Consider the following 26937-nt stretch of genomic DNA (forward strand, 5'->3'; position numbering starts at 1 on the left):
CCGGTGGCCTGCCGCCCCCGTCCCCCGGCACGCGTGCGGGGCGGGCACCGCAGCACCCGCCCCCTGTGTGTTCCTGCTGGTCTCCGCCCCGGTCAGTTCTGGATGATCACCCCCGAGTTGAAGCACGAGGCCTGGGTCTTGCCGAGCACGGCATTGGCGTTGCCGCAGCCTTCGTTCTCGTTCTCCACCCCGTTGATGTAGGAGAGATTGCCGCTCACGTCGGAGCCGTGGCTGTGCGTCCAGGCCCCGGAGTGAGCGGCGGCCGGTGCGGCGGTGAGGAGGATCCCGGCGGAGGCCAGGGCCACGGCACCGGTGGCGAGTGTCTTCTTCAACACTGGTGTTCTCCTTCTGTGTCCGGTCGGGGGGACCGCCGGACCGCGTGTGGTTCCCGAGGGCACCTTCTGGGGGGCGCCGACTGAGAACGTACCGACACGGAACCCTGGAATAACCCCGATGAACTGCGGTCATCACAAATGGACCCAATCCGTTCACACTGTGTAGTTACGAGCCGGGGGCCGATCCGGACGTAGGGGCATACGTCCGCCGACGTGTGGTGGCACTGCGTCACTGGAGACAGCAGTTCCAGTCGGCCAAGAACGGAGATTGCGGGCCGACCGGGCCGACCTCGCACGGAGCGCGGAACAGCTGAGCCGCTCCCGGACGAGGGAGCGGGCCGACCGGGCCTCCCCGGACACAGAGAAGGGCGCCGCCCCGAAGAGGGGCGGNGTCGCGCTCCGGCCCGATCGGGCCGCGGCCGAGGTGTTACTTGTCCTTGACGGTCGCACCCGAGTCCACGCAGTTGGCGCCGGAGACGCCCAGGATCGCGATGGAGTTGCCGCAGACGTTGACCGGCACGTCCAGGTCGGCCACGAGCTGGTTGCCGGAGAGGACAGCGCCGTTGCCGGAGGTCGCGACGTCATCGGCGGCCATGGCGGGAGCACCGGCGAACAGCACACCACCGGCGGCGGCAACGATGGCACTGGCAGCGAAAGCCTTCTTCAGCATGTATGTCTCCTGAATTCCCGGCCGATGTGGGGCCGACCGGATGTTGACTATGTGTCGTAAGTCGAGCACGCACAGTGCTCTTGTTCCATTCAGCCACAACTGGTGTCTGCTCGTGACCGGAATCGCGGAACGTTTCTCAGCTGTGACCTGCTCAGATCGCGGAGAGTGTCGATTCATGTCGGAATTGTCGCCCTTTCCCAGTCCTTGATTTCGGACACAGGAGGACAGGACTCCGACCCGACCGAAGGCACCCGACGCACAACAGAGGCGCCACCCCGCCATCACGGAATGACGCCCGTCTCACGCTCCTGGCACGGCCGCCCGCCGGGGCCCCTCGGGGCGGACCGGCCGGACCCGAGCGTGCAAGCTCACGGCATTACCAGTCCTTGACGGTGGCGCCGGAGTCGACGCAGTTGGCGCCGGAGACACCCAGGATCGCGATGGAGTTGCCGCAGACGTTGATGGGCGCGTCCACGTCGGCCACGAGCTGGTTGCCGGAGAGGATGCTGCCGTTGCCGGAAGTCGCGACGTCATCGGCGGCCATGGCGGGAGCACCGGCGAACAGCACACCACCGGCGGCGGCAACGATGGCACTGGCAGCGAAAGCCTTCTTCAGCATGTTTTCTCCTACGGACCGGCCCCCGAGGGAACCAAACATCCGGAAATCGACGATTTGTATGACTGTGAACACTCCCCGTGTTCAGAGACTATTGAGCCACATACACCGACCTCGCGGGGGCCGATTCCGAGAATTTTCTCCGACCGCGACCTGGAAGTATGACCTAACGTGACATCCCATGTCGGACATGGTGGAGCGAAGGGGAAACAAATCAGTGCCCATGTGTGCCATAGGTCACATGCTTCACAGGGCACGCAAGTACCCCAGGAACGACGAAACGCCGCCCCACCGGAGCGGGGCGGCGCTCACGCAGAACCAGACAGGCGGCTCCTAGTCGACGACCGTGGCGCCGGAGTCGACGCAGTTGGCGCCGGAGGCACCGAGGAGGGCGATGGAGTTGCCGCAGACGTTGATGGGCGCGTCCACGTCGGCCACGAGCTGGTTGCCGGAGAGGATGCTGCCGTTGCCGGAGGTCACGACGTCATCGGCGGCCATGGCGGGAGCACCGGCGAACAGCACACCACCGGCGGCGGCAACGATGGCGCTGGCAGCGAAAGCCTTCTTCAGCATGTATGTCTCCTGAATGCCGGGGCTCGAGGCACCGACGGTTGCTTACTTTTTGCAGCAATGAGAACACTCTTTGTGTTCGCTGTTATTCAGCCATATCCGTTCGCATGTGCGTCGATCGCCGTCGGCGTGTCGCGGGACTGCTGTCCGAAAACCTCAGGAGCCGCGGAGGTCGTCCCGCTCACGGGTCAGCGTGGCCCGGGTCGCCCAACGTTCTGTACCCGCCTCGGTGCCCCGCGCGCGACGTCCGTGCCCCGCGAGCGCGTCGAGGAGGGAGCGGGCATGGCCCGGTTCCACCCCCTGAGCGCGGCCTTCGGCAGGGCCGGGCGGGGTGTCCGCACCGACCGTCAAGCGCCCCGTGAGCCGGGACCACGGCCCCTCGGCCAGACGCAGTGCCTGCACCCGCTCCACGGGAACCACGTCGGTGGTCCGGCAGAAGATTCCGCGGGTGGTCACGAACAGGTACTCGTCGGCCCCGACATCGCTGTGACGCATACCGCCGCCGGAGGCCAACGGCACGGACACCGCGTCACTACCCGGGAAGACCTCGTTGACCAGGGCGAACGCGCGGTGCCGGGGGGCCACCGGGAGCAAGGTCGCCGAGTCGCCCTGGCGGGCGCCCGCGTACCCGGCGACGTTGGCCTCGACGCGGGCCACCCCGAGGGCCCTCCACAGGAGCGGTTCCACCACGCGCACTGCCTGGACCCGGCCGGGCGGAACGGTCTGCATCCGGCGCTGGAACATGCCGTAGCGCAGTCGGAGCCCGTCACCTGAGGTCGAGGCGTAGAAATCGGTGTAGCGGGTGAGCGGGCCCCAGAAGTGCCGCAGCAGACCGAGCACGAGTGGGACGACCGCACCGAAGACCCCCGGTTCCCCGAAGACCACACCCGCCGTCAACAGCATCAGCAGTGCCACGAAGGCCAACAGGACCGGGACACGGAACAGCAGCGCACCCAGCAGCAACGGGAACGGCAGGCGGTAGAAGGGCCACTCGGGGGCCTCGGGGGCACGCCCGGGCAGACCGGCGGCGTGCGCCAGTACAGCGACGCGCATGCGTTCGGCGAGTTCGTGGCGCAGGCACGGGAGGCGGACGACGCTGCCGTCGCCCCCGGCCAGTTCCACCCGTAGTTCGGCCAGGCCGAAGACCTGCATGAGCAACGGGCGCACCACGTCGACCGCCTGGAGCCGGCTCAACGGGATCTCACGGGAGCCGCGCAGGAGGAGTCCGCTGTGCACCACGAGGTGGTCCTCGCGCAGCCCGAACGTGGCGTACCACCACGCGGGCAGGCAGTAGGCGAGCGTTCCGAAGAGCACCGCGACCGTCATCATGAGGACCCAGTCGAACCCGAACTGGCCCAGGATCGGCCCCGCGAGCGCGGCGAACACCAACGTGACGGCGACGACCTGGAACAGGATGATGATCCAGTGGGCGCGGAAGACCCCCGTGGTCACGTCCCCCAAGGGCCTGGGCGGCGGGGCGGCGTACCACTGGCCTTGTGGGGCGGGCGGCCCGGTCGGCGGCGGGGCCCACTGAGGCGCGGGCCCGCTGGACGAGAGGGACGGACCTTGCGGGTACTGGGGGTACTGGGGCCCCGGTGTGCCCTGCGGATGGTGCGGCCCCTGCGGCGGGTACACCCACCCTTCCGGCGGTGATCCTGGCGGTGGTCCGCCGCCGGGCGGGACCCATCCCCCGTTCTGCGGGGGCCTCTGCCCGTACCCGCGGTCTGCGTCACCGTCTTCCGGCTGTGCTGGTCCGTGCACCTACAACCCCGTCGAGAAGCTCTCGCTGCGCGCCGCGAGACGGCCCCGCAACTGGACGGCCTGCTCCAGTGGCAGGCCGAGGACCTTGGTATCGGCGGTACTGGCCGCCGTGCGGATACGCACCGTCGCGATGCCCAGGGCCTGTTCCAGGAGATCGGCCGTCATGTCGACGACCTGCATACGCCCGTAGGGCACCACCACGAGCTGGCGGAGGAGGACCCCGTAGGTCAGGTACAGCTCCGACTGCGCCTCGACGAATCCCCACGAGCGTTGGAAGGCACCGGCCACGAAACAGCTGACGACGAACGCCGCGCCCACGGCCACGGCCCACGCCAGGGCCCACATCCATCCGCCCCACACCATCGCCATGACACTGCCCAGGCCGCCCACGAGCAAGCAGACGCCCGCGGCGGCCACGCGGCGGTACCACGCCAGTGCCCCGGGCAGCCGGGTCCACCGTGTGCCCTCGGGCGGGTCGAAGGGCCCCGGGGGCCGCACGGGCCCGGGGGGCGTGTCCGGCTGTGACGGCTCGCTGCTCTCCACGAGGCCAGTCAACCATCTGTGCGCAACACCCCGGTGCACCGTCCCGCCGCGTGGCCGCCCCCGCGTCCCTGTCAGGAAGAGGCGTCGTCGTCGCGGTCGTCGTCGGGCACACGGCAGCTCTGCTCCAGGTACAGGGCGGCGGCCAGAAGCAGCCCGGAGGCCGCGGCGGTGCCCAGGGAGTTGAGGAAGACCTCGCGGTGCACGGGCAGGGCGAGAGTCTCCACCAGCGGCAGGACGAGCCCCACGAAGAAACCCGCGGCGAGCGCGGCGAGCACCGCACTCGCCTTGGCGAGTGCCAACAGGCGGGCTGCGCTGAGCGGCTCCATGGGCTCGGTTCCGGGATCGCGCCGGACCCGGCGCCGGGTCCGGCCTCCGGTGAACAGCTCGGCCAACACCAGCAAGAGCAGGGTCGGGATCGCCGACCACGGCACCATCGGGATCCCCGCGACGACCTGGTCGACCAGGAGCCCCAGCAGCACCCCGCACACTGCGAGCAGCGTCGGCAGACGCCACCCGGTGGGTGCGAGGCGCTGCTGTGGGTCCTCGGGCATCAGGTCCCCCGCGGCAGGGACAGCGCCAGGTCGTCCCGGCGCTCCAGATCCTGGTCCTCGCCGATCCGCGTCAGGAGGTCGGGGACCGGGCCGTGCCCAGGGAGCTCGGCGCCGGGGTCGGCCTCCAGCCACGGGCGCAGCACGAACGCGCGCTCGTGGGCGCGCGGGTGCGGCAGGGTCAGCTCCGGGTCCTCGGAGCGTGTGCCACCGAAGACGATGACGTCCACGTCCAGGGTGCGCGGGCCCCAGCGCACCTCACGGACCCGGTCGAACTCCTGCTCGGTGCGCTGGGCGCGGGCCAGGAGTTCACGCGGGGACCCGCCGGAGTCCACGAGCAGTACCGCGTTGAGGAACGCCCCCTGCTCGGGCCCACCCACCGGGGCGGTCTCGAACACCGGGGACACCGCCACCGCACGAGGTGCGTCCGGCCCCGCCAGCAGCGCGTCGACCGCGCCCTGGAGCGTCGCCCTCCGGTCCCCCAGGTTCGATCCGAGGGACAGTACCGCCGTGGTCACCGTTCCTCCTCACGCCGTCGGTCGACGGTCACCGCCACGTCCTCGAACTCGTGCTCGATGGGAGCAGACGGTTTGTGCACGGTCAGCTCGACCCGTTCCACGGGCTCCTGGGCCAGACACACCCGGGCCAGACGCTCCGCGAGGGTCTCGATCAGGTCGACGGGCTCGCCCGTGAGGACCTCCACGAGCCGGTCGGCGAGCTTCCCGTAGTGCACGGTGTCCTCGACGTCGTCGGAGACGGCGGCCGGGGCGGCGTCCACGTGCAGAACGGCGTCCACGACGAAGACCTGGCCTTGGCGGCGTTCGAAGTCGAACACGCCGTGGTGGCCGACCGCTCGCAGCCCGCGCAGGGTGATGCGGTCAGGCATCCGTGGTGCCCCCCGCTTCCTCGTCCTCCTCCATGAGGACCGGCGAGGCGTGGTGCGACCACAGCCGCCATCCGTGCTCGGTGTCGACGAACAGGTTGGTGGTGACCACCTGGCCGCCGGCGACGAACCCGGGGCTGTCGTCCTCGGCCGTGAGCACGTTCTCCTCGCAGGTGACCATGGCGATGCCACCGGACACACCGATGTGGGTCTCGGTGAGCACGTACTGGATGTAGGTCACATTGGCCATGATCAGCGACCAGGCCCGCATGATCTCGGCACGGCCGCGCAGCAGGGGCCATCCGGGGTTGACGCACACCAGGTCGGGGGCCTCGTGCTCCTCGGCCCAGACCGAGCGCATCAGGTCGATGTCGCCGTTCTCGATGGCGCTGTAGAACTGCGCGTTGGCCTCTGCCACGCTCTCCATGACCTCTTGCCGCGAACTCACAGGCCACCCCGGTCGGTCTCGGGCTCGCGGCCCTCGTCCAGGCGGGTGCCGCCGTCGGACCAGGCCGCGGCCACCCGGACGGCGTCGGCGTTGGGTCGCACGTCGTGCACCCGCACCGCCCAGGCGCCGCGGTCGGCCGACAGGGTGGTGACGGCGGCAGTGGCGGAGTCGCACTCGGTGAAGGGGCGGTCCTCCGCCTTGGGGTCACCGAGCAGGCGGCTCAGGAAACGTTTGCGGGAACCGGCCACCAGAACGGGGCGCCCGAGTTCGTGGAACCGTTCGAGCTGGTGGAGCAGCGCCCAGTTGTGCGCCGGCTCGGGGCGTTTGGAAAAGCCCAGTCCCGGATCCAGGACGATCTGGTCGGGGGTGACACCTGAACTGATCATGGCCTCCATACGGTCTCGGAGCTCATCGAGGACCTCCTGCACGACATCCGTGTACACGGCACGGCTCTGCATGTCATGACTATGCCCACGCCAGTGCATCAACACGTACGCCACACCGGAAGAGGCCACGAGACGCGCCATGTCGGGGTCGGCCAGCCCGCCGCTCACGTCGTTGACCAGCACGGCCCCGGCCTCGACGGCTCGTTCGGCCACACGGGCGCGCATGGTGTCGACGCTGACGGCCACACCACCGGCGGCCAGTTCACGCACCACGGGAACGACGCGTCGCAGTTCCTCCTCGGCCGACACCCGCTGGGCGCCGGGCCGGGTGGACTCACCGCCCACGTCGATGATGTCGGCCCCTTCTGCGACCAGGCGCAGACCGTGTTCGACCGCTCGGCCGTGGTCGAACCATGAGCCGCCGTCGGAGAAGGAGTCGGGGGTGACGTTGACGACCCCCATGACCTGGCACCGCCCGTGTTCGGGCAGGCCGGGAACTGTGTGATTCGGCCCCATGGGAATCAACCCTACGTGCAGGCGGCGGGGCCGGGGGCGCTCGCCCCCGGCCCCGCCGGTCGTTCGGTCGCCGGGACGGTGAGGAGCCGTCTCAGCGGTGGTCGAAGATGAGGCTCATGGCCTCGGACCGCGTGCGGTCGCTGGCACGGAAGGCGCCCCTGACCGCGGAGGTCACGGTCTTGGCTCCGGGCTTGCGGATACCGCGCATGGACATGCACAGGTGCTCGGCCTCCACCACGACGATGACGCCGCGCGGGTCGAGGTAGTCCATGATGGCGTCGGCGACCTGCCCGGTCAGGCGCTCCTGCACCTGCGGGCGGCGCGCGTAGACGTCCACGAGCCGGGCCAACTTGCTCAGGCCGGTGATGCGCCCGTCCGCGCCGGGGATGTAACCCACGTGCGCGACCCCGTAGAAGGGCACGAGGTGGTGCTCACAAGTGGAGTAGAGCTCGATGTCCTTGACCAGGACCATCTCTTCGTGGTCGGCCTCGAAGGCCGTGGTGAGCACGTCTCCGGGTTTTTGGCCCAGGCCGGCGAACTGCTCCTCGTAGGCCCGGGCGACCCGTGACGGGGTCTGCTGGAGCCCGTCACGGTCGGGGTCCTCCCCGATCGCCAGGAGAATCTCCCGCACGGCGTTCTCGATACGGGCGTGGTCGACGTGTCTGGGAGGAATGTCCTCGACCTCGCTCACGTGTCTCCTCCCTCGGTCTCTGCGGACGAGCCGGTGATCTGCTGTCCGTCGGCAGGCCTTCCCTGATGGACCTCGGTGCCGTTGAGGCGCGCGAGTTCCTTCTGCGACCGCACGGGCGGCCGGTCGGAGGGCTGGCGCTTGCCGTAGCCGGTGTAGGAGCCGCGCGAGGGGCGCTTCTCCACCGGGGCAAAGACCTCCAGCACCTGCGACTTGGTGAGCGTCTCCTTCTCGAGGAGCTGCAACACGAGCTCGTCGAGGACGTCGCGGTACTCCATGAGGACCTCGTAGGCCTCGTCGTGCGCGGACTCGATGAGGCGGCGGACTTCTTCGTCGATGACCGAGGCGATCTCGTCGGAGTACTCGGGCGCGTGCGACATCTCCCGGCCCAGGAAGGGTTCGGACCCGGAGGTGCCGAACTTGCGTGCACCCAGCCGTTCGCTCATGCCGTACTCGGTGACCATGTTGCGGGCCAGGCCGGTGGCCTTGTCGATGTCGTTGTTGGCGCCGGTGGTGGGCTCGTGGAAGACGAGCTCCTCGGAGGCGCGCCCGCCCAACATCATCGCGAGCTGGTCCATCATCTGCGAACGCGTGGTGAGGAACTTGTCCTCGGTCGGCAACGACATGGTGTAGCCGAGGGCGCTGCCGCGCGGCAGGATCGTGACCTTGTGGACCGGGTCGGCGTTGGGCAGCGCGTGCCCCACGAGCGCGTGGCCGCCCTCGTGGTAGGCGATGACCTTCTTCTCCTGGTCGGACATCACCCGGGTCTTGCGTTCGGGGCCGGCCATCACCCGTTCGATGGCCTCCTCCAGCAGTGCGTGTGTGATGACGTCCTCGCCGCCGCGTGCCGACAACAGGGCACCCTCGTTGATGACGTTGGACAGGTCCGCACCGGTCATACCGGCGGTCTGGCGGGCGATGACGTCGAAGTCGACGTCCTCGGCCAGCGGCTTGCCCGTAGAGTGGACCTTGAGGATGTCACGGCGCCCGTCCATGTCGGGGCGGTCCACGACGACCTGGCGGTCGAAACGGCCCGGGCGCAGCAGCGCGGGGTCGAGGATGTCGGGACGGTTGGTCGCTGCGATGAGGATGACGCCGCCCTTGACGTCGAAACCGTCCATCTCCACGAGCATCTGGTTCAGGGTCTGCTCGCGCTCGTCGTGGCCGCCGCCCATACCGGCGCCGCGGTGGCGTCCGACGGCGTCGATCTCGTCGACGAAGATGATCGCGGGGGCATTGGCCTTGGCCTGCTCGAACAGGTCGCGTACACGCGAGGCGCCCACACCGACGAACATCTCCACGAAGTCCGAACCGGAAATGGAGTAGAACGGCACCCCGGCCTCGCCGGCGACCGCGCGCGCCAGCAGGGTCTTACCGGTCCCGGGCGGGCCCATGAGCAGTACACCCTTGGGGATCTTGGCGCCCATGGACTGGAACTTCTCGGGGTTCTGCAGGAACTCCTTGATCTCGTGGAGCTCCTCGATGGCCTCGTCCGCCCCGGCGACGTCGGAGAAGGTGTTCTTGGGCGTGTCCTTGGTGATGAGCTTGGCCTTGGACTTGCCGAAGTTCATCACGCGGGAGCCGCCGCCCTGCATCTGGCTGAAGATGAACCAGAAGATGAGGATGAGGATGACCAGCGGCAGAAGGCTGAACAGTGCGGTCGACCACATCGATGTGGTGGCCACCGACACCTGGTAGGAGTCGAGGTTGCTGTCCTCGCTGTCCGCGGACGTCTGGAGCATCTCCGCGAGCTGCATGCCCTGGTTCTCGACCCAGTAGGCCTCGAGGACCTCGTCGTCCGTGGTCGTCAGCACGATGCGCTGGTCCCGGTCGACGATCTCGGCACTGACCACCTCGTCGTTCCCGACGAGCTGGTAGACCTCGGAGATGTCGGCCTCGCGCGTCTCGGGCCCGCCGCCGATGTCGAACACACGGAAGCCGATGACGAGGACGACGAAAACGGCCAGGATCCAGATCCACGGGCCGCGGAAAATACGCTTCAGATTCATGTGAGCGGTCCCCTGACGGGTCCGTCCCTTCTGACCAGGCAGCCCGCACCGGAGGAGTTTCCGAAGCAGGACGTATCGGACACGTGCTCCCCGCGAAGTCGCCGGGACAATCGACGGTACACCTCACGTCGCCGAGCAGGCACACCGCTCGTCCCGAGCGGTGCCCACGGGGGCGGGGGCGCGGAACCGTCATGGTGAGAACGACGGCACCCCGTCCAGTTGTTCCCCGGACGGGTCAAGGACCGGGGTGAGACGGGCTACGCCCCCGCTGCTAGTCGCTCTCGTAGACGTGCGGCGCGAGTGTGCCGATGAAGGGGAGGTTGCGGTACTTCTCGGCGTAGTCGAGCCCGTAGCCGACGATGAACTCGTCGGGCAGGTCGAAACCGATGTAGCGCACGTCGAGATCGACGTCGAGGGCCAGCGGCTTGCGGACCATCGTGCAGATCTCCACCGACGTGGGCCCGCGGGACTTGAGGTTGCCCACGAGCCAGGACAGCGTCAGGCCGGAATCGATGACGTCCTCGACGATGAGCACGTCGCGGTCCTGGATGTCGGTCTCGAGGTCCTTGAGGATGCGCACCACCCCGGAGGAGGTCGTTCCCGCCCCGTAGGAGGAGACGGCCATCCAGTCCATCGCTACCGGGGAGTGCAGGGACCGTGCCAGATCGGCCATGACCATGACGGCCCCCTTGAGCACACCCACGATCAGCAGGTCCCGTCCCGCGTAGTCCGCGTCGATCCGCGCGCCCATCTCCTGCAGGCGCGTGGTGATCTGCTCTTCCGTGACCAGGACCTTCTCGAGGTCCTGGCCCATGTCCTTGGCGTCCACGCTTCGTGTTCCTCGCTGCTGGGTTCCCCGTGTGCGGCACCAAGGATAAACGCGGCCGGAACCGGCATCGCGCCCCGGTCACCCACCGATACGGATCAGGCCGTCCCGACGGCGCCCGCGCAGGCCGCCGGGGAGATCGATGTGTGACTGCCCACTCCAATCGGTGATCAGGCGGTCGAGTTCACGCACGTGACGGGCGTTGAGGTCACTCGGCGGGCACCCGGCGTCCAGGGCGGCCCGGTGCAGGGCCCGCGTACGCAGGGCGGGCGGGGCGGCCTCCAGCTCGGCGACGGAGAGTCCCTCCGCAGGGTCGCCCCCGGCGCGCGTGCGCAGGTCGTCGGCGAGCACGTCGAGGGTGTCGGCGTCCGAGCGCAGCATCCCGGCGGTACGGGCGAGCGCGCGGGCGACCCCGGGGCCGAGGGTCCTCTCCAGGGCGGGCAGGGCCTCGTGGCGGACCCGGGAGCGGGCGAAGCGCGGGTCCTCGTTGTGCGGGTCCTCCCAGGGCGAGAGGTCCATACGCAGGCAGGCGCGGCGTACGGTCCCGCGGTCCAGTTCGAGAAAGGGCCGCAGGTAGAGACCGGAACGGGGCGGCATACCGGCCAAGGAACGTGCGCCCGACCCCCGGGCCAGTCCGAGCAGGACCGTCTCGGCCTGGTCGTCGAGGGTGTGGCCGAGCAGTACGACGGCAGGCGCGTGGTCGGCGGCGGCGGTGTCGAGGGCGGCGTAGCGGGCGGTGCGGGCGGCCGCCTCGGGCCCTCCCCCGCCGGCCACGCGCACCGTGCGCACGAGCGAGGGTTCCAGGCCCAGGTCCGTCATGACCCCGGCGACGGTGCGGGCGCGTTCGGCCGATCCGCCCTGCAGTCCGTGGTCGACCGTCACGCCCCCGGCCCGGTAGCCGCGGCGGGGCGCCTCGAAGGCCAACGCCCCGGCCAGGGCCAGGGAGTCGGGGCCGCCGCTGCACGCGGCGAGCACGGTGGTCCCACGGGGCAGGACGCGCAGAACCCGCCGCACCGCCGAACGTGCGGCGGCAACGGCGGGATCGGGTCCGCTCACCCGGTGATGGCGGTGGGGCGCACCACTCGGTCGATCCACGCGTTCGGGTCGCGGATCTCCGCCATCGTCGGCAGGGTCTCCTGGGAGGTCCACACCTTGTTGAAGTCGGCCATGCCTACCCGGTCGACGACCGTACGCACGAAGGCCGCGCCTTCCTCGTACTGTTTCATCTTCATGTCCATGCCCAGGAGCTGGCGCATGATCCGGTCCAGCGGGTTGGCGGCCTCGCGGCGCTTCTGGAACCGGGACCGGATGCGTTCGACGCTCGGCACGACCTCGGGGCCGACGGCGTCCATGACATAGTCCCCGTGGCCTTCGGCCAGGCTCATGACCGCACTGACGCGGTCCATGATCTCCTGTTGTTCCGGGCTCTGGAAAGCCGTGAGCAGCCCGCCGGTCTCTCCGTCCCCGCGCACCGCGCCGGCCACGGCCTCACCCGCTGCGCGCAAGCGGTCGAGGAAGGCGGAGGCATCCATCTCCGAGGACAGCAGGAGCTCCTGCATGAGGTTCTGGACATACCCGCGTAGCCACGGCGTGGACGTGAACTGCATGCGGTGGGTCTCCTCGTGCAGGCAGACCCAGAGACGGAAGTCGTGCGGGTCGACATCCATCTCCCGTTCGGTGTTGACGATGTTGGGCGCCACCAGGGTCATGCGTCCGGTGGGCAGGTTCCCGTCGGGGTCCGGCGGGAGGAAGAGTTCGTACTGGCCCAGGACCTTCCCGGCCAGGTACGACAGCACAGCGCCCAGCTGCATGCCGGTCACCCGGGAGCCGACCGCGCCGGCCAGGTTCGCGCCGGGGACGGCGTTCTCGGTGCGCTCGGCACTCATCTGTTCGAGGGCGGGTTCGAGTACGACCCGGAATCCGTCGACATTGGCCCGGATCCACCCGGGGCGGTCGACGACCACCGCGGGCCCGGTCGGTACGAGAGGGTTCAATCCGGTGAAGTCGCTCACGTGTCCGGCGGCGACGGTGGAGAGCTCACGCAACTGCGCGACGGCCTGCCGCGCGTCGGACAGTTCCACCTGCGGCCCCGGGCGCACGAGGCGGACCCCGGTGCTGACGGCTACGTCCCAGTCGATCACAGTCACGCCCGTCAGCCTACCCGCGGGTCCGGCGGAGGCACCGCGATCAGGGTGGGAAATCAGGGGCGCTTCAGGGGTGGGCGGCCCCCGGTCAGGGGTGTCCCTTCCCGTGGCCGTCGGTCATGAGCACCCGCACTCGCTGAGTGCGGCGGCGAAGGTGTCCAACTGCGGTCCGGTGGCACCGTCGACATTGGCGACGAAGGCGTACACGAAGAGGTTGCCCTCCTGGTCGTGCACGGTCCCGGCCAGGGAACTGACCCCGTCCAGGGTCCCGGTCTTGCCGCGCACGAGCCCGGCACCGCCGTGGGAGCCGGAGTACTCGGAGTAGCGGCCCGCCAGGGTGCCGGTGGCGTGGGCTGTGGGCAGACCCGTGAAGGCCGCGTCCAGCTCCGGGTGCTCGGGGGCGCCGGCGAGCTGGATCATCTCCACGAGCGCGCGGGGTGTGATGCGGTTCTCCGGACTCAAACCGCTGTTGTCGGCCAGGTCCACGCCGTCGATGCCCAGGCCGTCCAGGACCTGGTGGGTGGCCGCGGCGGCACCGGCGAAGTCGGGCTCCTCGCCCGTTTCCAGGGCGGCCAGGCGTCCCAGGGACTCGGCCATGTTGTTGTCGCTGGCCAGCATCATGAACTCGACCAGGTCGGAGACGGGGGCGGACTCGATCTCGGCCAGCACTTCACCGGAGGCCTTCTCCTCGGAGGGGGCGCCCTCGACCTCGATCCCGGCCTCCTCCAGCTGGACGGCGAAGGCGTCGGCGGCTGCGCGCGGCGGGTCCTCCTCGCGGGTGGACACGTCGGGGTCGACACGGCCGCTGTCCAGGAGGAGGGCGTGGGCGGCGGCGGTACTGCCCTCGGTGATGTAGGTGGGTTTCCAGCCGGGTCCGGTGTCGGAACCGGTGAAGTGCGAGTCGTCGTAGCCCAGGGAGACCGAATCCACACCCTCGTCCTCGAGGGCCTCCGCGGTGCTCTCCGCGAGCTCCTCCAATGTCGCCACCTGCGGGTACGCTACGGTGCCGGATTTTTCGGTCAGTGTCGCATCGCCCCCTCCCCGCAGAACCGCCCGGCCCTGCTCCGCGTCGAGGTGTACCTCGGTGGTCAACCTGTGGTCGGGGCCTGCGGTGGACAGCGCTGCGACGGCCGTCGCGATCTTCGTGGTCGAAGCGGGCACGGCCGCGGTGTCGGCATCGCGCTCGAAGAGCGTCTCACCGGTGGCCCCGTCCACGACGAAACCGGAGAGGCCGTCCTCGAGCCCGGAAGCCGACATGGGATCATCGAGGACGTCCGCGATCCGATCCGGGTCGGCCGGAGTGGAGGCCGCGGGATCCACGGACGCCGCGCCCTCGGCGTCCGTGACCGGGTGGGGTGATGCCGGCAGTGGTCTGGCCTCGACCATGTCGAGGGTGACGAAACCGGCGATCAGCACGAATATGTTGAGAAGGGCCAGCGTGACGAACGCTTCGCCTCGTACCCGTCGCACCCGGGGCACCTGCCCTTCCTTCGGTGTCGCGGCCTGACATTGTAGTTATAGGGCGACATTAGTCGCATTGGGAGCCGAGATCAGCATGGAATTCGACGTTACGATCGAGATCCCCAAGGGGGAGCGCAACAAGTACGAGGTGGACCACGAGACCGGCCGGATCCGTCTCGACCGCATGCTGTTCACCTCAACCACTTATCCCGCCGATTACGGGTTCGTCGAGGGAACGCTCGGTGAGGACGGTGACCCCCTGGACGCGCTGGTCCTTCTCAAGGCCCCGACGTTCCCCGGTTGCCTCATCCGCGCCCGCGCCATCGGCATGTTCCGTATGCGCGACGAGGCCGGGGGCGATGACAAACTGCTGTGCGTCCCGGCGACGGACCCCCGCCAGGAGCACCTGCGTGACATTCACCACGTGAACGAGTTCGAGCGCCTGGAGATCGAGCACTTCTTCCGCGTGTACAAGGACCTCGAGCCCGGAAAGTCCACCGAGGGTTCGACCTGGGTGGGCCGCCACGAAGCCGAACAGGAGATCCTCGCCTCGATCAAGCGCGCCGAGGAACACGGCACCCACGGCGACCCCTCGCACATCACCACCACCCCCTCCACCGAGTAGCCGGCCCCACCCGGGCCCCGTCAGCGCCGAATCTGCGGCGCGACGGTGCCCGGGACCGGACCGAACGCGGCGTCGTCGGAGAGCACGACACCCGCCAGGGTCAACAGCAACAGGGCGCCCAACAGCGCCAACCCCACCGGCACCAGCGGGAACAGGCCCCGCAGCGGCGCCGGTTCACCCGCACGGCGCGGAAAACCGTCCCTGCGGAAGTCGTCCGCGCGCGCGGCCACGTGCGCTCGGTAACCGTCCAGCTCCGGACCCGCGGTCCCGTTGAGCACGCGGCAGCGCACCATCTCGGTACTGCCCGGCAGCCCCGACGGCGGGAACGCCCCCGTCGCCGCCCGGTGGCGCGCGCACTCCGCCTTCGCCATCGCGTGCAACCAGTCCCGGAGACGATCGGGGTCCTTCACCTTGCCGATGTGGGCGCGGGACGCGATGAGCACGTCCCTGAGCACCACGTGCGCGGCGTCGCGGTCGGCCAGGGCGAGGATGCAGCACCGGTAGAGCTCCTCACCGTAGTTTTCCAGGAGTGCGGCGTAGGCCACCTGGGGCGGGGTACCGCTGGAGCTCAGGGTCAGGAGCAGGTCCCGGTCGGTCATAGACCAAGAATCTACGCCGCGCATACCGCCCTCCCCCTTCATTCACCGAAAGTCGGTCGGGTCGCTTCCCTCGTCACCGGCGGCGTCGCGATCCTGCGCAGGGGGCCACGGCCATCCGCCCCACGCGAACCGGGAACGCATCCAGAGGAGCACGTACGTGGACACGGCCAGAACCACCACCAGAACCGCCGCGCCCGCGCCGAGAAAGCCCAGTGTCATGACCCCGGCGGCCGCGATGACGAGCCCGCGCACGAGCAGGCGCGCCCACAGTCCCGGTTCCTGGGGGATCAAGCGGGCCTTCTGAGGGATGCCATGACGGCCACTCCTGTCACTACCGCGGGGGATGCCCCGGGCCGGCGAACGGGCCGCCACCGGGGTGCACATGTCACCACCACGGGGCTCCGGCCGCAACACACCCGGCGCCGGCGCCGAACTCCCGTTTTCCTCGGACCGGCTTGACTACCCCTGTGGATGCTGGTGTCCTTACAACCATGGATCCGCACACCCGCACCTCCACCCCGGCTCGCACGGCCCCCTGGGCCCCCTGCCGCCTGGCCGGTGCGGCGTGTCCGTGTTGTCGTCCCTGAGCCACCGCGACGGCCGTCTCCACTGACCGGCCCGGTGCCTCCCCACCGTCCGACCGCATTTCTGCGACGACGGTGATCAGCTCTTGTGACCGCGGGAGACCTGTGTCCGTGGCGCCCCTCGGCGCCCACTGCTCCCCGGTGCCCTCGGACGACCCGCGCGCCCCACCATGGTTCCGGGCGCGCACACGTGAAGGATAGTGCCCGATGTCCCGTCAGGTTTCGCCCACCGCCCTCGCCGAACCCGCCGCCCGGGTCTCCTTGGAGGGGATCGGCGATGTCGTCGACGCCGGAGCCCGCTCCGGCTATGCCCATCTGAGTGAACGCTGCGCCCCGACGCTGGGCCGCCTGTGCTCGGCCGCCCGGGACGCCGCCGCGGACCTGGCCCGGTCCAGCCGATGGCCGGTACGCCGCGGCCGCTGGCAACCCGCGCCCCATAACGCCCGCCGCCATGCGGGAGAACGGATGCGGGTGAGCGTGGTGGCCCTGGAGCCGAACAGTTTTGTGGCCGGACCACGGGTGCCGGGCCACCGCCGCGGCTCCCTGGAGGTCCTGCACTTGGTCGGTGGGCGCGCCCACCTCATCGACTCCGGCCCGGACGGGTGGATGCGGTCGGCCGCCGAACTGGCCCCGGGCCGTACCCGCGTCGTGGGAACACCGGCCGGCGGCGGGCGGCGCGGCCACCAGTTCCTCGTCAACACCGGCGACGAGGTGGCCGTCGTGCTCAGAGTGACCGCCTGAGCGCAGTGCTTCACGTGTCATCTGCCCGACCGGCAGCGGCTTCGCGCAGGGCCGTGTCGACCGCCTCGATCGAACGCAGCAGCACCGCCGTTCGCTGCCCCTCGGCCAAGTAGGCGTTCATGACCTGATCGAGCGCGTGCGGCGGCAGGTGGCCGCGCAGGTCCACGCGTGCGGTCCGGTAGCCCTCCCGGGCGGCCTCCAGCGCGGCGGAGACGTACTGGCGGGCCAGACGGGACAGGGCGACGGGGTGGCGGCGCAGGACCCCGTGCAGGCGGTAATCGGCGGGCACGTGGTCGAACAGCCACACCAGAGCCGTCTGCTCGAAGGAATCCGCACCGGGCGGGTGCACACTCGCGGGCCAGTCCGGTGTCAGAGACTGATCGGGCATACGTGCAGCATACCCCGATATTCGTAAATACGTTCGATCGGTGTTCGCTCAGCCCTCTGAGCCGCTCTCGGACCTGCTCCCGGAACCACCCTCGGATTCCCCCTCGGCGGCCCGCTTCTCCAGCTCCACGTTGAGTGCATGCTCAGCTGCGTCGATCGCGGCCCGTGCGGTGATCGCGTTCGTGTGCGCCCGGTCGACCTCGTCCAGCAGGATGCAGTCGAAGGAAACCCTGGCGTCGTGGATCGCAGCTTCCAACTGACGTGATGCCTCTTGCAGACTCATGTTCCCCTCTTCCCCTCAAAAAGGGCACCGCACACACGCTCCACGCGTCCCTCGAACCCCAGGAGGAGCACCGTCACACACTGTCGTCATCGACCGCGCCCCGGCCGTTCGGGGCACTGGCACATCCGCACGGCACACTGAGAAGACCCCGCATTTTTGGCGGGGACCGACGACGCACGAAGGAAGACCATGCTCCGTATCGTCCTCGTCCTGCTCGCGATCTGGATCGCCCTGGGGATCCTGGGTGCGGTCCTGCGCGGCCTGTTCTGGCTGACGGCGATCGCCGCGGTGCTGTTCGTCGCGACCGCCGCCTGGGGGTGGTTCACCAGGTCGCGGGAGCGCTGACCACCCGCGCCGTCAGCCGGACGCGGGGTCGCCGGTCGCGTCGGGATCGTCCAGATCCGCCACGATCCGGCGGGCCCGCGCGTGGTCGGCGCGCAGGCGGTCGGCGACCATACGCACGGCCTCCTCTCGGCGCCCGTCGGCGACCAGGGCCAACGCACGGTGGCGCACGGACGCCGGCAACCGCTCCTCCGAGGACGGCGCCGGGACGTACCCGCCCACCTGCGCCTCGGGGACGGCACTGAGGTCCCGGCCGCCCGTCGGCGGGCGGCGCCCCTGCTCCACCCGCGCCACGACCAGGCGCAGGGCGTAGGATCCACCGCCCAGGACCACGATCGCCCCGAGCAACGCGATCATCATGAACATCAGGCTCATGGCGCGAGCCTACACAGTGTCATGAAAAGAACACGCAAAGCTGTTGAAAGGATCATCGGAGCAGGCCGCGGCAGGAACGACGAAGGCCCGTCCGGGTGGACCGGACGGGCCTTCGAGGGTCGGAGCCGCCTATCGGAATCGAACCGATGACCTATTCATTACGAGTGAATCGCTCTGCCGACTGAGCTAAGGCGGCACCGCGCCGCACATCGCATGCGGCGAAGCAGGAACCAGTCTAACGCCTCCCCGGAGTGCCGGGTACACACGTTCCGGTGCGGTCAGGCACAGGCCATACCGTCCTCGGGCACGGTGAGGTCGACCAGATAGTCGTCCACGATCCCGTCGATGCAGGGATCACCCATGAGGTAGCCGGTGTGGCCGTCCCCGTCGCGGGTGAGCAGGAACCCGGGGTCGAGTTGCTCGGCCAGCGCCTCCGACCAGGCGTAGGGGGTCGCGGAGTCGCGTGTGGTCCCCAGCACCATGATCGGAGCGGCGCCCTCGGCGGTGAGCTCCCCGCCCTCGGACACGGCCTCCTCCGGCCAGAACGCACAGGTGAGGGCGCCCCAGGCGAGTCCGGGGCCGAAGAGCGGCGACTCCTCCCCCGCCGTGCCCGCGGCCTCTTCGTAGACGTCCACGTCACGGGGGCCCGGGGAGTCGGAACAGTTCACCGCGGAGAGCATCGCCGTGGAGTTCTCGTAGGCCGCCGGGTCACCGCGGCTGTACAAGTCGTCGGCGAGCTGCATCAGGACCGTGCCGTCGCCCCTCTCCATACCGGAGGCGATGCCTTCGCGCACGCGTTCCCAGAAGTCCTCGCTGTAGAGGGCGGCCATCACCCCGAGCTCGGCGCGGGCGCGGTTGACCTCGCGGTCGTCGCCGGTGTTGCCCAAGGGCTGCTCGGCGGTGCCCTCCAAAAAACCGGTCAGGGCCTGCACCCCGTCCTCGGTCTCCTCGCCCGGCCCGCCGAGAGGGCAGTCCTCCCGGCCCAGACAGTCGTCGACGAAGGCACGCAGCGCGGTCTCGAAACCGGTCGCCTGCGCCACACCGGCCTCCAGGGGCGTCTGGCTGGGGTCGACCGCACCGTCGAGCAGGAGCGCACGCACCCGGTCGGGGAACTGCTCGGCGTACTGGGCGCCGATGTGGGTGCCGTAGGAGGCGCCCATGTAGGTGAGCTGGTCGTCGCCGAGCAGGGCCCGGAGCACGTCCATGTCGCGGGCCACGTTCTCGGTACCCACGTGCATCATGAGCTCGGGGGCCTGCTCCTCGCAGGCGGCCACGAACTCGCGGCTGCTCTCCGCTGCCTCGGACACACCCTCCTCGGTCAGGGCGGCCGCATCACCGGTGCCGTCCTCGGTGTCGTACTGGGCACCGAGGTACTCGTCGATCCCGTCGGTGTCCATACAGGTCAACGGTGTGCTGCGGCCGACACCGCGCGGGTCGAACCCGACCACGTCGAAGTTGCTGCGTACCTCGTCGCTGGTGATGAAGGGGGCGGCGTCAGCGAAGTCGAAACCCGAACCGCCCGGCCCGCCGGGGTTGACCACGAGTGAGCCCGCAGGGTCGCCGGACGCCGAGGGGAAACGCTTGACGGCGATGTCGATGCGCTCGCCCTCGGGCTCGTCGTAGTCCAGGGGGACCTCGAACGTGGCGCACTCGGTACCGGAGGCGCCCTCCTCGCAGGCGCTCCATTCCAGGCCCTGCTCGGTGAACTCCTCGGGCGCGGCGTCGGAGGGGGCCGACGCTTCCTCGGGCCCTTCGGCTTCCTGGCCCGTACAACCGGAGACGGTCAGAACCGCAACGGCGGCCAGTCCCGCCACCGCCCTCCTCGCCCTCGTGCTCACCCGTCACCCTTCCGTCGTGGCCGCAGCGTCGGCGTGTCCCCGGCGCCCGCCCATTCTGCCCGACGGCCGGTCCGCGCCGCTCAGCCGATCAGGAGAGCCGAGGTCATCGCCTCCATCGCGATCTGCGGGTGGACGTTGGCGGCGATGCGTTCGCGGCACTCCATGATCGCGTCGATCCGGCGCAGCGTGCTCTCGGGCGACCCGGACCCGGCCATGCGCCGGAGGTCGCCGGAGTTCTCCTCGGTGGAGCGCTCGACCTGCGCACCGAGTTGGAGGGTGAGCACGTCGCGGTAGAAGGCGGCCAGATCGAGGAGCGCGCGGTCGTAGGAGTCGCGTTTGATACGGGTGGCGCGGCGCTTCTGGCGTTCCTCCAGTTCCTTGAGGGCGCCGGAGCCCCCCCGGATGGCCTTGGCCACGCCCTTGCCCTTGGACCCCTCCCCGAAGGCGGCTTTGAGCTCCTCGCGTTCCCTCTCGTCGAGACCGCCGGTGAGCGCCTTGGCCTCCTGCTCGGCGATCTCGTAGAGGCGGGAGGCCGCCGTCACGCACGCGCCGAGGCCGTCGAGGCGCGCGGGGATGGACAGCACCTCCTCGCGGCGGCTGCGGGCCTCGGGGTCGGTCGCCAACTGGCGGGCGCGGTCGATGCGTCCGGCCGAGGCGCGGGCCGCCTGTTCGGCGGTGGAACGGTCGATACCGTCGCGGTCGGTGAGCGCGGTGACGAGTTCGGCGGTGACAGGGTTGGTGAGGGTGGCCAGGCGGCAACGCGAGCGGATGGTGACGAGCAGGTCCTCGGGGGTGGGGGTGCACAGCAGCCACACGGTGCGCGGGGAGGGTTCCTCCACGGCCTTGAGAAGGGCGTTGGAGGCGGCCTCGGTGGCACGGTCGGCGTCCTCGAAGAGCACGATACGGAACCGGCCCCCGGCGGGTTTGGAGCTCGCGCGCAGGACGAGGTCGCGGGTGGCGGCCACACCGAAGCTGAGGCCGCTCGGGCGCACGTAGAGCACGTCGGGATGGGTTCCGGCGAGTGTCTGGTGGCAGGAGTCGCAGTGCCCGCAACCGCCGTCGGTGCATTGCAGCGCGGCGGCGAAGGCGCGGGCGGCCTCCTCCCGGCCCGATCCCGGCGGGCCGGTGAAGAGCCAGGCATGGGTCATGCCGGTGCCGGGGCCGCCGGAGACGAGCTCGTCGGCCCCGGAAACGGCCTGGCGGAGCTGGGCGACGGCCGTCCGCTGGCCGACGAGGTCGTCGAAGACCCTCACGCGTACCCCCGGGGAGACTCGGTCCTGCAGGTTCGCTCTCAAGGATAGGAGCGCCCGGCGACGTTCGGTCCGGACCCGGTACGTCCCCGGGCGGGGCCGGCGATGGCCGGGCGAACAGAGAAGGCCCCGGCGCGTGCCGGGGCCTTCCCGTGTGTCGAGGATGCTCGGTCCTCGTCGCTGGTACTCAGTCCTCGTCACGGATGATCGGGATCATGCCGGTCACCGCTTCGGAGCTGCTCGGTACCGGGTCGGGCAGCAGGCTGCGCACCCGCTTCCGGATCTGGCGGGTGACCTTCTCCAGCGGCTCGCTCGCGTCCACGACCAGGTAACGCTCGGGCTCGGCGTCGGCCAGGGCCCGGAACTCGCGCCGTACCCGCTCGTGGAACTCCACCGCCTCCGACTCGATGCGGTCGGCGGGGCCGCCCAGGCGATCGAGGCCGTCCTCCGGGCGTACATCCAGCAGCACCGTGAGGTCGGGGACGAGGTTCTGCGTGGCCCAGCGGTTGACCTCGCGCAGCTCGTCGATCTCCAGCTCACGGCCGGCCCCCTGGTAGGCGAGGGTGGAGTCGACGTAGCGGTCGCTGACGACGACGGCGCCGCGGCGCAGCGCGGGCAGGATCTCCTGCTCCACGTGGTCGGCCTTGTCGGCGGCGTAGAGCATCGCCTCGGCCCGCCGGGTGATGTGGGAGTTCTCCCGGTCCAGCAGGATGCCGCGCAGACGCATACCGAGCTTGGTGGCGCCGGGCTGACGGGTGCCGACGACCTCGAAGCCCTGTTCGCGCAGCCACACGGTGAGGTCACGGACCTGGGTGGACTTCCCGGCCCCCTCACCGCCCTCGATGACCACGAACGCGCCGGGGGTGCGCACCTCCCCGTCGCCCTCCTCGGCGTTGGGGTCGACCCCGCGCAGGGCGGCGAACAGCTCCGGCAGCATACCGGGCCCGGCTTCGGGGTCCTCCCGGTTGACCAGGCGGTGAGCGAGGGCGCTGAGCACGACCGCTACCAGGCCGACCGCCATGAGCACGATGCCGGTGCCCCAGAGCCGGTACTCGAGCTGCACGCCGAGGGCCAGGCTGTGGTCCCCGGCCAGTCCGGCGAGCAGCGGGGCGAGTACGGCCACGGCCACGAAGGTCAGTCGTGCGGCCCCGTGCACGAACGCGAACGCACGCTCGCGGTGGGCCGACTCCTCCGAGATGGTGCCGGCCGTGGCGGAGGCGGCGATGTCGAGCAGGCGCAGGCCGGTACCGGCGGCCACACCGGAAGCGAACCCGAGGGCCAGCACGAGTACGGCCGAGAGCACCATGTCCCAGACCGAGCCGGTGAAGAGCAGCGCGATCGAGGCGAGGACGAGCACGAGCCCGAACAGGCGCCGACGGCTGAACTTCTTGAGCAGGCGCGGCCCGGCGACCATGCCCAGCGCGGCGCCGCCGAAGACCGCGGCGAAGAGCACACCGAAACCGCCGTTGCCGGCTCCGAGTGCCTCCACGTGCGCGCGGCCCACACCGACCACGGCCGCACCGGCGGCCACCGCTGTCAGCAGGCCGATGAGGAGCCCGCGACCCAGGGCGGTGCCACCGGTGTGGCGGGGGCCGGTCACGACCGAGCGCAGGACGGCGCCGTCACGGTTGGGGTTCGCCGCCGAGAGCCCCGGGTTGTGCTTGGGGATCGGCAGGGTCGCCACGACGATCGCCGCGATGAAGAACGTGAGGCCGTTGAGGTACAGCGCGATGTCGGCCTCGGGGTTGGCCAGCGAGGGCACGAACGCACCGAGGACATTGTTGACCGAGGCCAGAGCGGCGAAGAGCAGCGCGGCCAGGGGCGCGGTGATGTAGGCGGCCAGCAGCGTGAGGCGGTTGGCCTCGGCGAGCTGGCGGCGCGGCACGAGGCTGGGGACGGTGGCGTCCTTGGCCGGGGTCCACAGCAGGGCGAGGACCTCGGCGAGCAGGCTCGCGATGAACAGCCACTGCAGCGCGAAACCGGACCAGAGCAGTCCCACGATCGGGATGGACACGTAGAACAGGCCGCGCACGACGTCGGCGCCGACCATGGTCCAGCGGCGGTCGAGTTTTTCGGCGAGCGCGCCCACCAGCGGGCTGAACAGGACGGATGGTGCGAGCTTGATCGCCACGACCGCGGCCACGGCCAGGTGGCCGGCCAGGGGCGCGGCGTCGGCGGTGAAGATCACCGCGAGCGAGATCAGTGCCAGCAGGCTCAGCCAGTCACCCAGGCTGGACAGGGAAAGCGAGATCCACAACCTTCTGAAGGATGTGATCGCCAGGACGTTGCGCGCCTCGGACGGCGCTCCCAAGGGTGCAGATCTGCTCATAGCGCTCACGATTGTCGATGAGGGGGAGAGGGAACGGCGGGACGATCGACCCACGCGAAGAATTTCGGTGGGCGTTGACGGGGTTTCTTTACGTTTCAACGCCCCCGTCCGCCTCACACAGACTAGTACGGCACGGCAAGCCGGGCACAGTTCCTGATCGTCACGAGGGGGTCTCGGACGCGGAACGGCCCGCCCGCGATCGGACGGGCCGTTCCCGCGTGCTGTGCCGGGGCCGGGTCAGGTCTCGTCGGCCTTCGGCGACGAGCTCTTGGGCTCCCCGGTCTTCTTCGCGGGCGCCTTCTTGGCCGTCGACTTCTTGGTGGTCGTGGTCTTCTTGGCGGTGGTGCTCTTGGACGCCGTGCTCTTGGCGGCGGTGCTCTTGGACGCCGTGCTCTTCTTGGCCGGGGCCTTCTTCTTGGCCGGGGCCTTGGCACGGCGCTCGGCGAGCAGCTCGGCGGCGCGCAGGTCGCCCAGGGACTCGACCTCGTCGCCCTTGCGCAGGGAGGCGTTGGTCTCCCCGTCGGTGACGTAGGGACCGAAACGGCCGTCCTTGATGACCATCTTCGCGCCGCTGGCCGGGTCCTGGCCGAGCTCGCGCAGCGGCGGGGCGGCGGCGCGGCGGCCGCGCTGCTTGGGCTTGTCGAAGAGCTCCTTGGCCTGCTCCGGAGTGATCGAGAAGATCTGCTCCTCGGTCTCCAGGGACCGGCTGTCGGTGCCCTTCTTCAAGTAGGGACCGAAACGGCCGTTCTGCGCGGTGACCTGCTCATCATCGACCTCACCGACGACCCGGGGCAGCGACAGCAGGCGCAGCGCGTCCTCCAGTGTCACGGTGTCCAGGTCCATGCTCTTGAACAGGGAACTGGTGCGCGGCTTGACCTTGGCCTTGCCCTTGGGCTTGGTCTCACCCTCGGCGGGTTCCTCCAGGACCTCGGTGACGTAGGGGCCGAACCGGCCGGTCTTGGCCACCACGGTGCGCCCGGTCTCGGGATCGGTCCCGAGATCGCGGTCGCCGCTGGGCTGGGCGAACAGCTCCTCGGCCTTGTCCTTGGTGAGCTCGTCCGGGGCGAGGTCCTCGGGCACGTTGACGCGCTCGCCGTCCCGGTCCAGGTAGGGGCCGTAGCGCCCGACCCGCAGCAGGATGTCGGTGCCCGGCACCGGCAGGGAGCTGATCTCCTTGGGGTCGATGTCGGAGAGCTGGTCACCGACGAGTTCCTTGAGCCCGACCTCGGACTCGCCCCCGGAGGTCTGCCCGCCGAAGTAGAAGCGGCGCAGCCACGGCAGACTCTCCGCCTCGCCCCGGGCGATGTCGTCGAGCACGTCCTCCAAGCGGGCGGTGAACTCGTAGTCGACCAGGTTGCCGAAGTGGCGTTCCAACAGCTGCACCACGGCGAAGGCCAGGAACGAGGGCACCAGGGCCGTGCCCTTCTTGAACACGTAGCCGCGGTCCAGGATCGTGCCGATGATCGAGGCGTAGGTGGAGGGACGGCCGATCTCCCTCTCCTCCAGTTCCTTGACCAGGGTCGCCTCGGTGTACCGCGCAGGCGGCCGGGTGGCGTGGCCCTCCGCCTCCAGGCTCTCGGCCTTGAGCGGGGCGCCCTCCTCCATCGAGGGCAGGCGGCGCTCGCGGTCGTCGAGGTCGGCGGCCGGGTCGTCGGAACCCTCGACGTAGGCCTTGAGGAACCCGTGGAAGGTGATGACCTTGCCGGTCGCGGTGAACTCGGCGATCTCGCCGGCACTGGAGGTGCCCTCGATACGGACGGTGACGGACTCACCGACGGCGTCCTTCATCTGGGAAGCGACGGTGCGTTTCCAGATGAGCTCGTAGAGGCGGAACTCGGGGCCGTTCAGGCCGGTCTCGGCCGGGGTACGGAAGGTGTCGCCGGCCGGGCGGATCGCCTCGTGCGCCTCCTGGGCGTTCTTGACCTTCTTGGCGTAGACGCGCGGCTTGTCCGGCAGGTAGTCACCGCCGTAGAGGCGCCGTACCTGATCGCGGGAGGCCTTGACTGCGCTGTCCGACAGCGTCGTGCTGTCGGTACGCATGTAGGTGATGTAACCGTGCTCGTACAGGCGCTGGGCGATCTGCATCGCCTGCTTGGAGGACAACCCGAGCTTGCGGGAGGCCTCCTGCTGCATCGTGGTGGTGCGGAACGGCGCATAGGGCGAACGCCGGTAGGGCTTGCGCTCGACCGAGCTGACGGCGAAAGCGGACCCGTCGAGGCGCTCGGCGAGCCCGCGGGCGGTCTGCTCGTCCAGGTGGTACACGTCGCGGTCGGAGCGCAGCATGCCCTGGGAGGTGAAGTCGCGCCCCACGGCCACACGGCGCCCGTCCACCGACATCAGGCCGGCGGGGAAGGACGCGGGTCCGTCGGAGGCGCCGGAACCGGTGGCGTCGAAGACCGCCTTGAGGTCCCAGTACTCGGCGGAGGTGAAGGCGATGCGCTCGCGCTCGCGCTCGACCACCAGACGGGTGGCCACGGACTGCACCCGTCCCGCCGAGAGCTTCGGCATGACCTTCTTCCACAGCACCGGCGAGACCTCGTAACCGTAGAGCCGGTCGAGGATGCGGCGGGTCTCCTGAGCGGTGACCAGGCGGGTGTTGAGGTCGCGTGTGTTGTCGGCGGCGTGGCGGATCGCGTCCTTGGTGATCTCGTTGAAGACCATGCGCCGGACGGGGATCTTGGGCTTGAGTTCCTGGAGCAGGTGCCACGCGATGGCCTCGCCCTCGCGGTCCTCATCCGTGGCGAGCAGGAGCTCGTCGGCTTCGGCCATGAGCTCCTTGAGCTTCTTGACGTGCGCCTTCTTGTCGGTGTTGACGACATAGAGCGGCTCGAAGTCGCCGTCGACGTCGACACCCAGGCGAGCCCAGGCCTGTCCCTTGTACTTGGCCGGGATCTCGGCGGCCTTGGTCGGCATGTCCCGGATGTGGCCGATGCTGGACTCCACGACGTAGCCGCGACCCAGATAGCCGGCGATGGTCTTCGCCTTGGCGGGGGACTCGACGATGACAAGAGCGGTTCCCTCGCCCTGCCGTGCGTTGTCCGTGGAGCCGTTCTTGCCGGCGCTACCCTTCGTGGCTGGCACGCTGTTCCCCTACGTCTAGCCTTACCTGATCTGTTCGGCTGTGGTCCGTCGGTGTCCTGTGGAAACCGACAGTAACCGAATTCCGGGCCCTCCCCCGTC

29 protein-coding genes and 1 tRNA gene are annotated in these 26937 nt (G+C 69.9%); 3 read left to right on the forward strand and 27 right to left on the reverse strand.

The annotated features are described in order from the left end of the window. Positions 1–92: 92 nt before the first annotated feature. From D473_RS0115025 to dacB, 17 genes are all read right to left on the reverse strand, one after another. A complete protein-coding gene (locus D473_RS0115025; protein ID WP_017575808.1) occupies positions 93–335 on the reverse strand; it encodes a hypothetical protein in 243 nt (80 codons plus the stop codon). A 427-nt stretch (positions 336–762) separates the two neighbouring features. Continuing rightward, entirely contained in the window at positions 763–1005 is a 243-nt protein-coding gene (locus D473_RS0115030; RefSeq protein WP_017609887.1) for a chaplin family protein, read from the reverse strand. A gap of 376 nt (positions 1006–1381) precedes the next feature. Then, the gene (locus tag D473_RS0115035; protein ID WP_017609888.1) at positions 1382–1624 is read right to left on the reverse strand and encodes a chaplin family protein; all 243 of its coding nucleotides are present in this window, start codon (positions 1622–1624) and stop codon (positions 1382–1384) included. A 330-nt stretch (positions 1625–1954) separates the two neighbouring features. Continuing rightward, entirely contained in the window at positions 1955–2194 is a 240-nt protein-coding gene (locus tag D473_RS0115040; RefSeq protein ID WP_017609889.1) for a chaplin family protein, read from the reverse strand. A 153-nt stretch (positions 2195–2347) separates the two neighbouring features. Continuing rightward, positions 2348–3643, reverse strand: a complete 1296-nt coding sequence (locus tag D473_RS0115045) for a PH domain-containing protein (RefSeq protein WP_017609890.1) — start codon at positions 3641–3643, stop codon at positions 2348–2350. Between the two features lie 309 nt (positions 3644–3952). After that, positions 3953–4399 (reverse strand): PH domain-containing protein, encoded by a 447-nt coding sequence (locus D473_RS0115050; protein WP_026126979.1) that lies wholly within the window; start codon positions 4397–4399, stop codon positions 3953–3955. 167 nt (positions 4400–4566) lie between these two features. Further along, complete coding sequence (locus D473_RS0115055; protein ID WP_017609892.1) at positions 4567–5046, reverse strand: DUF3180 family protein; 480 nt, start codon at positions 5044–5046, stop codon at positions 4567–4569. Then, the gene (folK, locus tag D473_RS0115060) at positions 5046–5561 is read right to left on the reverse strand and encodes a 2-amino-4-hydroxy-6-hydroxymethyldihydropteridine diphosphokinase (RefSeq protein WP_017609893.1); all 516 of its coding nucleotides are present in this window, start codon (positions 5559–5561) and stop codon (positions 5046–5048) included. Before folK ends, D473_RS0115055 begins: the two co-directional genes overlap by 1 nt. Further along, positions 5558–5929 carry a dihydroneopterin aldolase gene (folB, locus tag D473_RS0115065; RefSeq protein WP_017609894.1) on the reverse strand — a complete coding sequence of 124 codons (372 nt, stop codon included), beginning with the start codon at positions 5927–5929 and terminating at the stop codon, positions 5558–5560. The genes folK and folB overlap by 4 nt, the downstream gene beginning before the upstream one ends. Further along, positions 5922–6374 carry a nuclear transport factor 2 family protein gene (locus D473_RS0115070; protein ID WP_017609895.1) on the reverse strand — a complete coding sequence of 151 codons (453 nt, stop codon included), beginning with the start codon at positions 6372–6374 and terminating at the stop codon, positions 5922–5924. The genes folB and D473_RS0115070 overlap by 8 nt, the downstream gene beginning before the upstream one ends. After that, positions 6371–7276: a dihydropteroate synthase gene (folP, locus tag D473_RS0115075; RefSeq protein ID WP_026126980.1), complete on the reverse strand. Its 906-nt coding sequence runs from the start codon at positions 7274–7276 to the stop codon at positions 6371–6373. Before folP ends, D473_RS0115070 begins: the two co-directional genes overlap by 4 nt. Before the next feature lie 91 nt (positions 7277–7367). Beyond that, a complete protein-coding gene (gene folE, locus D473_RS0115080) occupies positions 7368–7967 on the reverse strand; it encodes a GTP cyclohydrolase I FolE (protein ID WP_017609897.1) in 600 nt (199 codons plus the stop codon). Next, entirely contained in the window at positions 7964–9973 is a 2010-nt protein-coding gene (ftsH, locus tag D473_RS0115085; RefSeq protein ID WP_017609898.1) for an ATP-dependent zinc metalloprotease FtsH, read from the reverse strand. The genes folE and ftsH overlap by 4 nt, the downstream gene beginning before the upstream one ends. Before the next feature lie 271 nt (positions 9974–10244). Further along, the gene (gene hpt, locus D473_RS0115090; RefSeq protein WP_017609899.1) at positions 10245–10802 is read right to left on the reverse strand and encodes a hypoxanthine phosphoribosyltransferase; all 558 of its coding nucleotides are present in this window, start codon (positions 10800–10802) and stop codon (positions 10245–10247) included. A gap of 78 nt (positions 10803–10880) precedes the next feature. Further along, positions 10881–11855 carry a tRNA lysidine(34) synthetase TilS gene (gene tilS, locus D473_RS0115095; protein WP_017609900.1) on the reverse strand — a complete coding sequence of 325 codons (975 nt, stop codon included), beginning with the start codon at positions 11853–11855 and terminating at the stop codon, positions 10881–10883. Further along, the gene (locus D473_RS0115100) at positions 11852–12940 is read right to left on the reverse strand and encodes a zinc-dependent metalloprotease (protein ID WP_017609901.1); all 1089 of its coding nucleotides are present in this window, start codon (positions 12938–12940) and stop codon (positions 11852–11854) included. The genes tilS and D473_RS0115100 overlap by 4 nt, the downstream gene beginning before the upstream one ends. A 120-nt stretch (positions 12941–13060) precedes the next feature. Then, positions 13061–14422, reverse strand: a complete 1362-nt coding sequence (gene dacB, locus D473_RS0115105) for a D-alanyl-D-alanine carboxypeptidase/D-alanyl-D-alanine endopeptidase (RefSeq protein ID WP_026126981.1) — start codon at positions 14420–14422, stop codon at positions 13061–13063. A 76-nt stretch (positions 14423–14498) separates the two neighbouring features. Between dacB and D473_RS0115110 the strand changes: the two genes are divergently transcribed. Next, positions 14499–15029, forward strand: coding sequence for an inorganic diphosphatase (locus D473_RS0115110; RefSeq protein WP_193373284.1), 531 nt, complete (start codon positions 14499–14501; stop codon positions 15027–15029). 20 nt (positions 15030–15049) lie between these two features. Here the strand turns inward: D473_RS0115110 and D473_RS0115115 are convergent, their stop codons facing one another. Then, complete coding sequence (locus D473_RS0115115; protein ID WP_017609903.1) at positions 15050–15628, reverse strand: hypothetical protein; 579 nt, start codon at positions 15626–15628, stop codon at positions 15050–15052. Between the two features lie 42 nt (positions 15629–15670). Beyond that, positions 15671–15919, reverse strand: coding sequence for a hypothetical protein (locus D473_RS0115120; protein WP_017609904.1), 249 nt, complete (start codon positions 15917–15919; stop codon positions 15671–15673). Positions 15920–16419: 500 nt separating this feature from the next. Here D473_RS0115120 and D473_RS0115125 point away from each other — a divergent pair, with 500 nt between their 5' ends. Next, complete coding sequence (locus D473_RS0115125) at positions 16420–16953, forward strand: hypothetical protein (RefSeq protein WP_017609905.1); 534 nt, start codon at positions 16420–16422, stop codon at positions 16951–16953. Between the two features lie 10 nt (positions 16954–16963). Here the strand turns inward: D473_RS0115125 and D473_RS0115130 are convergent, their stop codons facing one another. Continuing rightward, on the reverse strand, positions 16964–17341 hold the full coding sequence (locus D473_RS0115130) for a hypothetical protein (protein WP_017609906.1): 378 nt from the start codon (positions 17339–17341) through the stop codon (positions 16964–16966). A 48-nt stretch (positions 17342–17389) separates the two neighbouring features. Continuing rightward, positions 17390–17623, reverse strand: coding sequence for a hypothetical protein (locus D473_RS0115135; protein ID WP_026126982.1), 234 nt, complete (start codon positions 17621–17623; stop codon positions 17390–17392). A 189-nt stretch (positions 17624–17812) separates the two neighbouring features. On the opposite strand from D473_RS0115135, the gene D473_RS27705 reads away from it, so the two are divergent. Then, positions 17813–17968, forward strand: a complete 156-nt coding sequence (locus D473_RS27705; RefSeq protein ID WP_017609908.1) for a DUF7554 family protein — start codon at positions 17813–17815, stop codon at positions 17966–17968. Positions 17969–17980: 12 nt separating this feature from the next. On the opposite strand, the gene D473_RS0115145 is transcribed toward D473_RS27705, so the two are convergent. The 6 genes from D473_RS0115145 to topA all read right to left on the reverse strand — a co-directional run bounded on the left by D473_RS0115145 (position 17981) and on the right by topA (position 26838). Further along, entirely contained in the window at positions 17981–18340 is a 360-nt protein-coding gene (locus D473_RS0115145; protein ID WP_017609909.1) for a hypothetical protein, read from the reverse strand. Between the two features lie 123 nt (positions 18341–18463). After that, positions 18464–18536 (reverse strand) — tRNA-Thr (locus D473_RS0115150). An 82-nt stretch (positions 18537–18618) separates the two neighbouring features. Then, positions 18619–20154 carry an alpha/beta hydrolase gene (locus tag D473_RS0115155; protein ID WP_017609910.1) on the reverse strand — a complete coding sequence of 512 codons (1536 nt, stop codon included), beginning with the start codon at positions 20152–20154 and terminating at the stop codon, positions 18619–18621. 104 nt (positions 20155–20258) lie between these two features. Then, positions 20259–21431, reverse strand: a complete 1173-nt coding sequence (locus tag D473_RS0115160) for a DNA polymerase III subunit delta' (protein WP_017609911.1) — start codon at positions 21429–21431, stop codon at positions 20259–20261. Between the two features lie 184 nt (positions 21432–21615). After that, the gene (gene tmk / locus D473_RS0115165) at positions 21616–23757 is read right to left on the reverse strand and encodes a dTMP kinase (RefSeq protein ID WP_026126983.1); all 2142 of its coding nucleotides are present in this window, start codon (positions 23755–23757) and stop codon (positions 21616–21618) included. A 237-nt stretch (positions 23758–23994) separates the two neighbouring features. Next, a complete protein-coding gene (gene topA / locus D473_RS0115170) occupies positions 23995–26838 on the reverse strand; it encodes a type I DNA topoisomerase (RefSeq protein ID WP_017609913.1) in 2844 nt (947 codons plus the stop codon). Between the last annotated feature and the right edge of the window lie 99 nt (positions 26839–26937).

It is taken from the genome of Nocardiopsis xinjiangensis YIM 90004 (assembly GCF_000341145.1).
GTDB classification, from domain to species: Bacteria; Actinomycetota; Actinomycetes; order Streptosporangiales; family Streptosporangiaceae; genus Nocardiopsis; species Nocardiopsis xinjiangensis.

Bases quoted from the DNA above. Each gene is read 5' to 3' on its own strand.
- D473_RS0115030 (WP_017609887.1), bottom strand. From the start codon at position 1,005: ATGCTGAAGAAGGCTTTCGCTGCCAGTGCCATCGTTGCCGCCGCCGGT.
- D473_RS0115035 (WP_017609888.1), bottom strand. From the start codon at position 1,624: ATGCTGAAGAAGGCTTTCGCTGCCAGTGCCATCGTTGCCGCCGCCGGT.
- D473_RS0115040 (WP_017609889.1), bottom strand. From the start codon at position 2,194: ATGCTGAAGAAGGCTTTCGCTGCCAGCGCCATCGTTGCCGCCGCCGGT.
- D473_RS0115055 (WP_017609892.1), bottom strand. From the start codon at position 5,046: ATGCCCGAGGACCCACAGCAGCGCCTCGCACCCACCGGGTGGCGTCTG.
- folB (WP_017609894.1), bottom strand. From the start codon at position 5,929: ATGCCTGACCGCATCACCCTGCGCGGGCTGCGAGCGGTCGGCCACCAC.
- folP (WP_026126980.1), bottom strand. From the start codon at position 7,276: ATGGGGCCGAATCACACAGTTCCCGGCCTGCCCGAACACGGGCGGTGC.
- ftsH (WP_017609898.1), bottom strand. From the start codon at position 9,973: ATGAATCTGAAGCGTATTTTCCGCGGCCCGTGGATCTGGATCCTGGCC.
- D473_RS0115110 (WP_193373284.1), top strand. From the start codon at position 14,499: ATGGAATTCGACGTTACGATCGAGATCCCCAAGGGGGAGCGCAACAAG.
- D473_RS0115115 (WP_017609903.1), bottom strand. From the start codon at position 15,628: ATGACCGACCGGGACCTGCTCCTGACCCTGAGCTCCAGCGGTACCCCG.
- D473_RS0115125 (WP_017609905.1), top strand. From the start codon at position 16,420: ATGTCCCGTCAGGTTTCGCCCACCGCCCTCGCCGAACCCGCCGCCCGG.
- D473_RS0115130 (WP_017609906.1), bottom strand. From the start codon at position 17,341: ATGCCCGATCAGTCTCTGACACCGGACTGGCCCGCGAGTGTGCACCCG.
- D473_RS0115135 (WP_026126982.1), bottom strand. From the start codon at position 17,623: ATGAGTCTGCAAGAGGCATCACGTCAGTTGGAAGCTGCGATCCACGAC.
- D473_RS27705 (WP_017609908.1), top strand. From the start codon at position 17,813: ATGCTCCGTATCGTCCTCGTCCTGCTCGCGATCTGGATCGCCCTGGGG.
- D473_RS0115145 (WP_017609909.1), bottom strand. From the start codon at position 18,340: ATGAGCCTGATGTTCATGATGATCGCGTTGCTCGGGGCGATCGTGGTC.
- tmk (WP_026126983.1), bottom strand. From the start codon at position 23,757: ATGAGCAGATCTGCACCCTTGGGAGCGCCGTCCGAGGCGCGCAACGTC.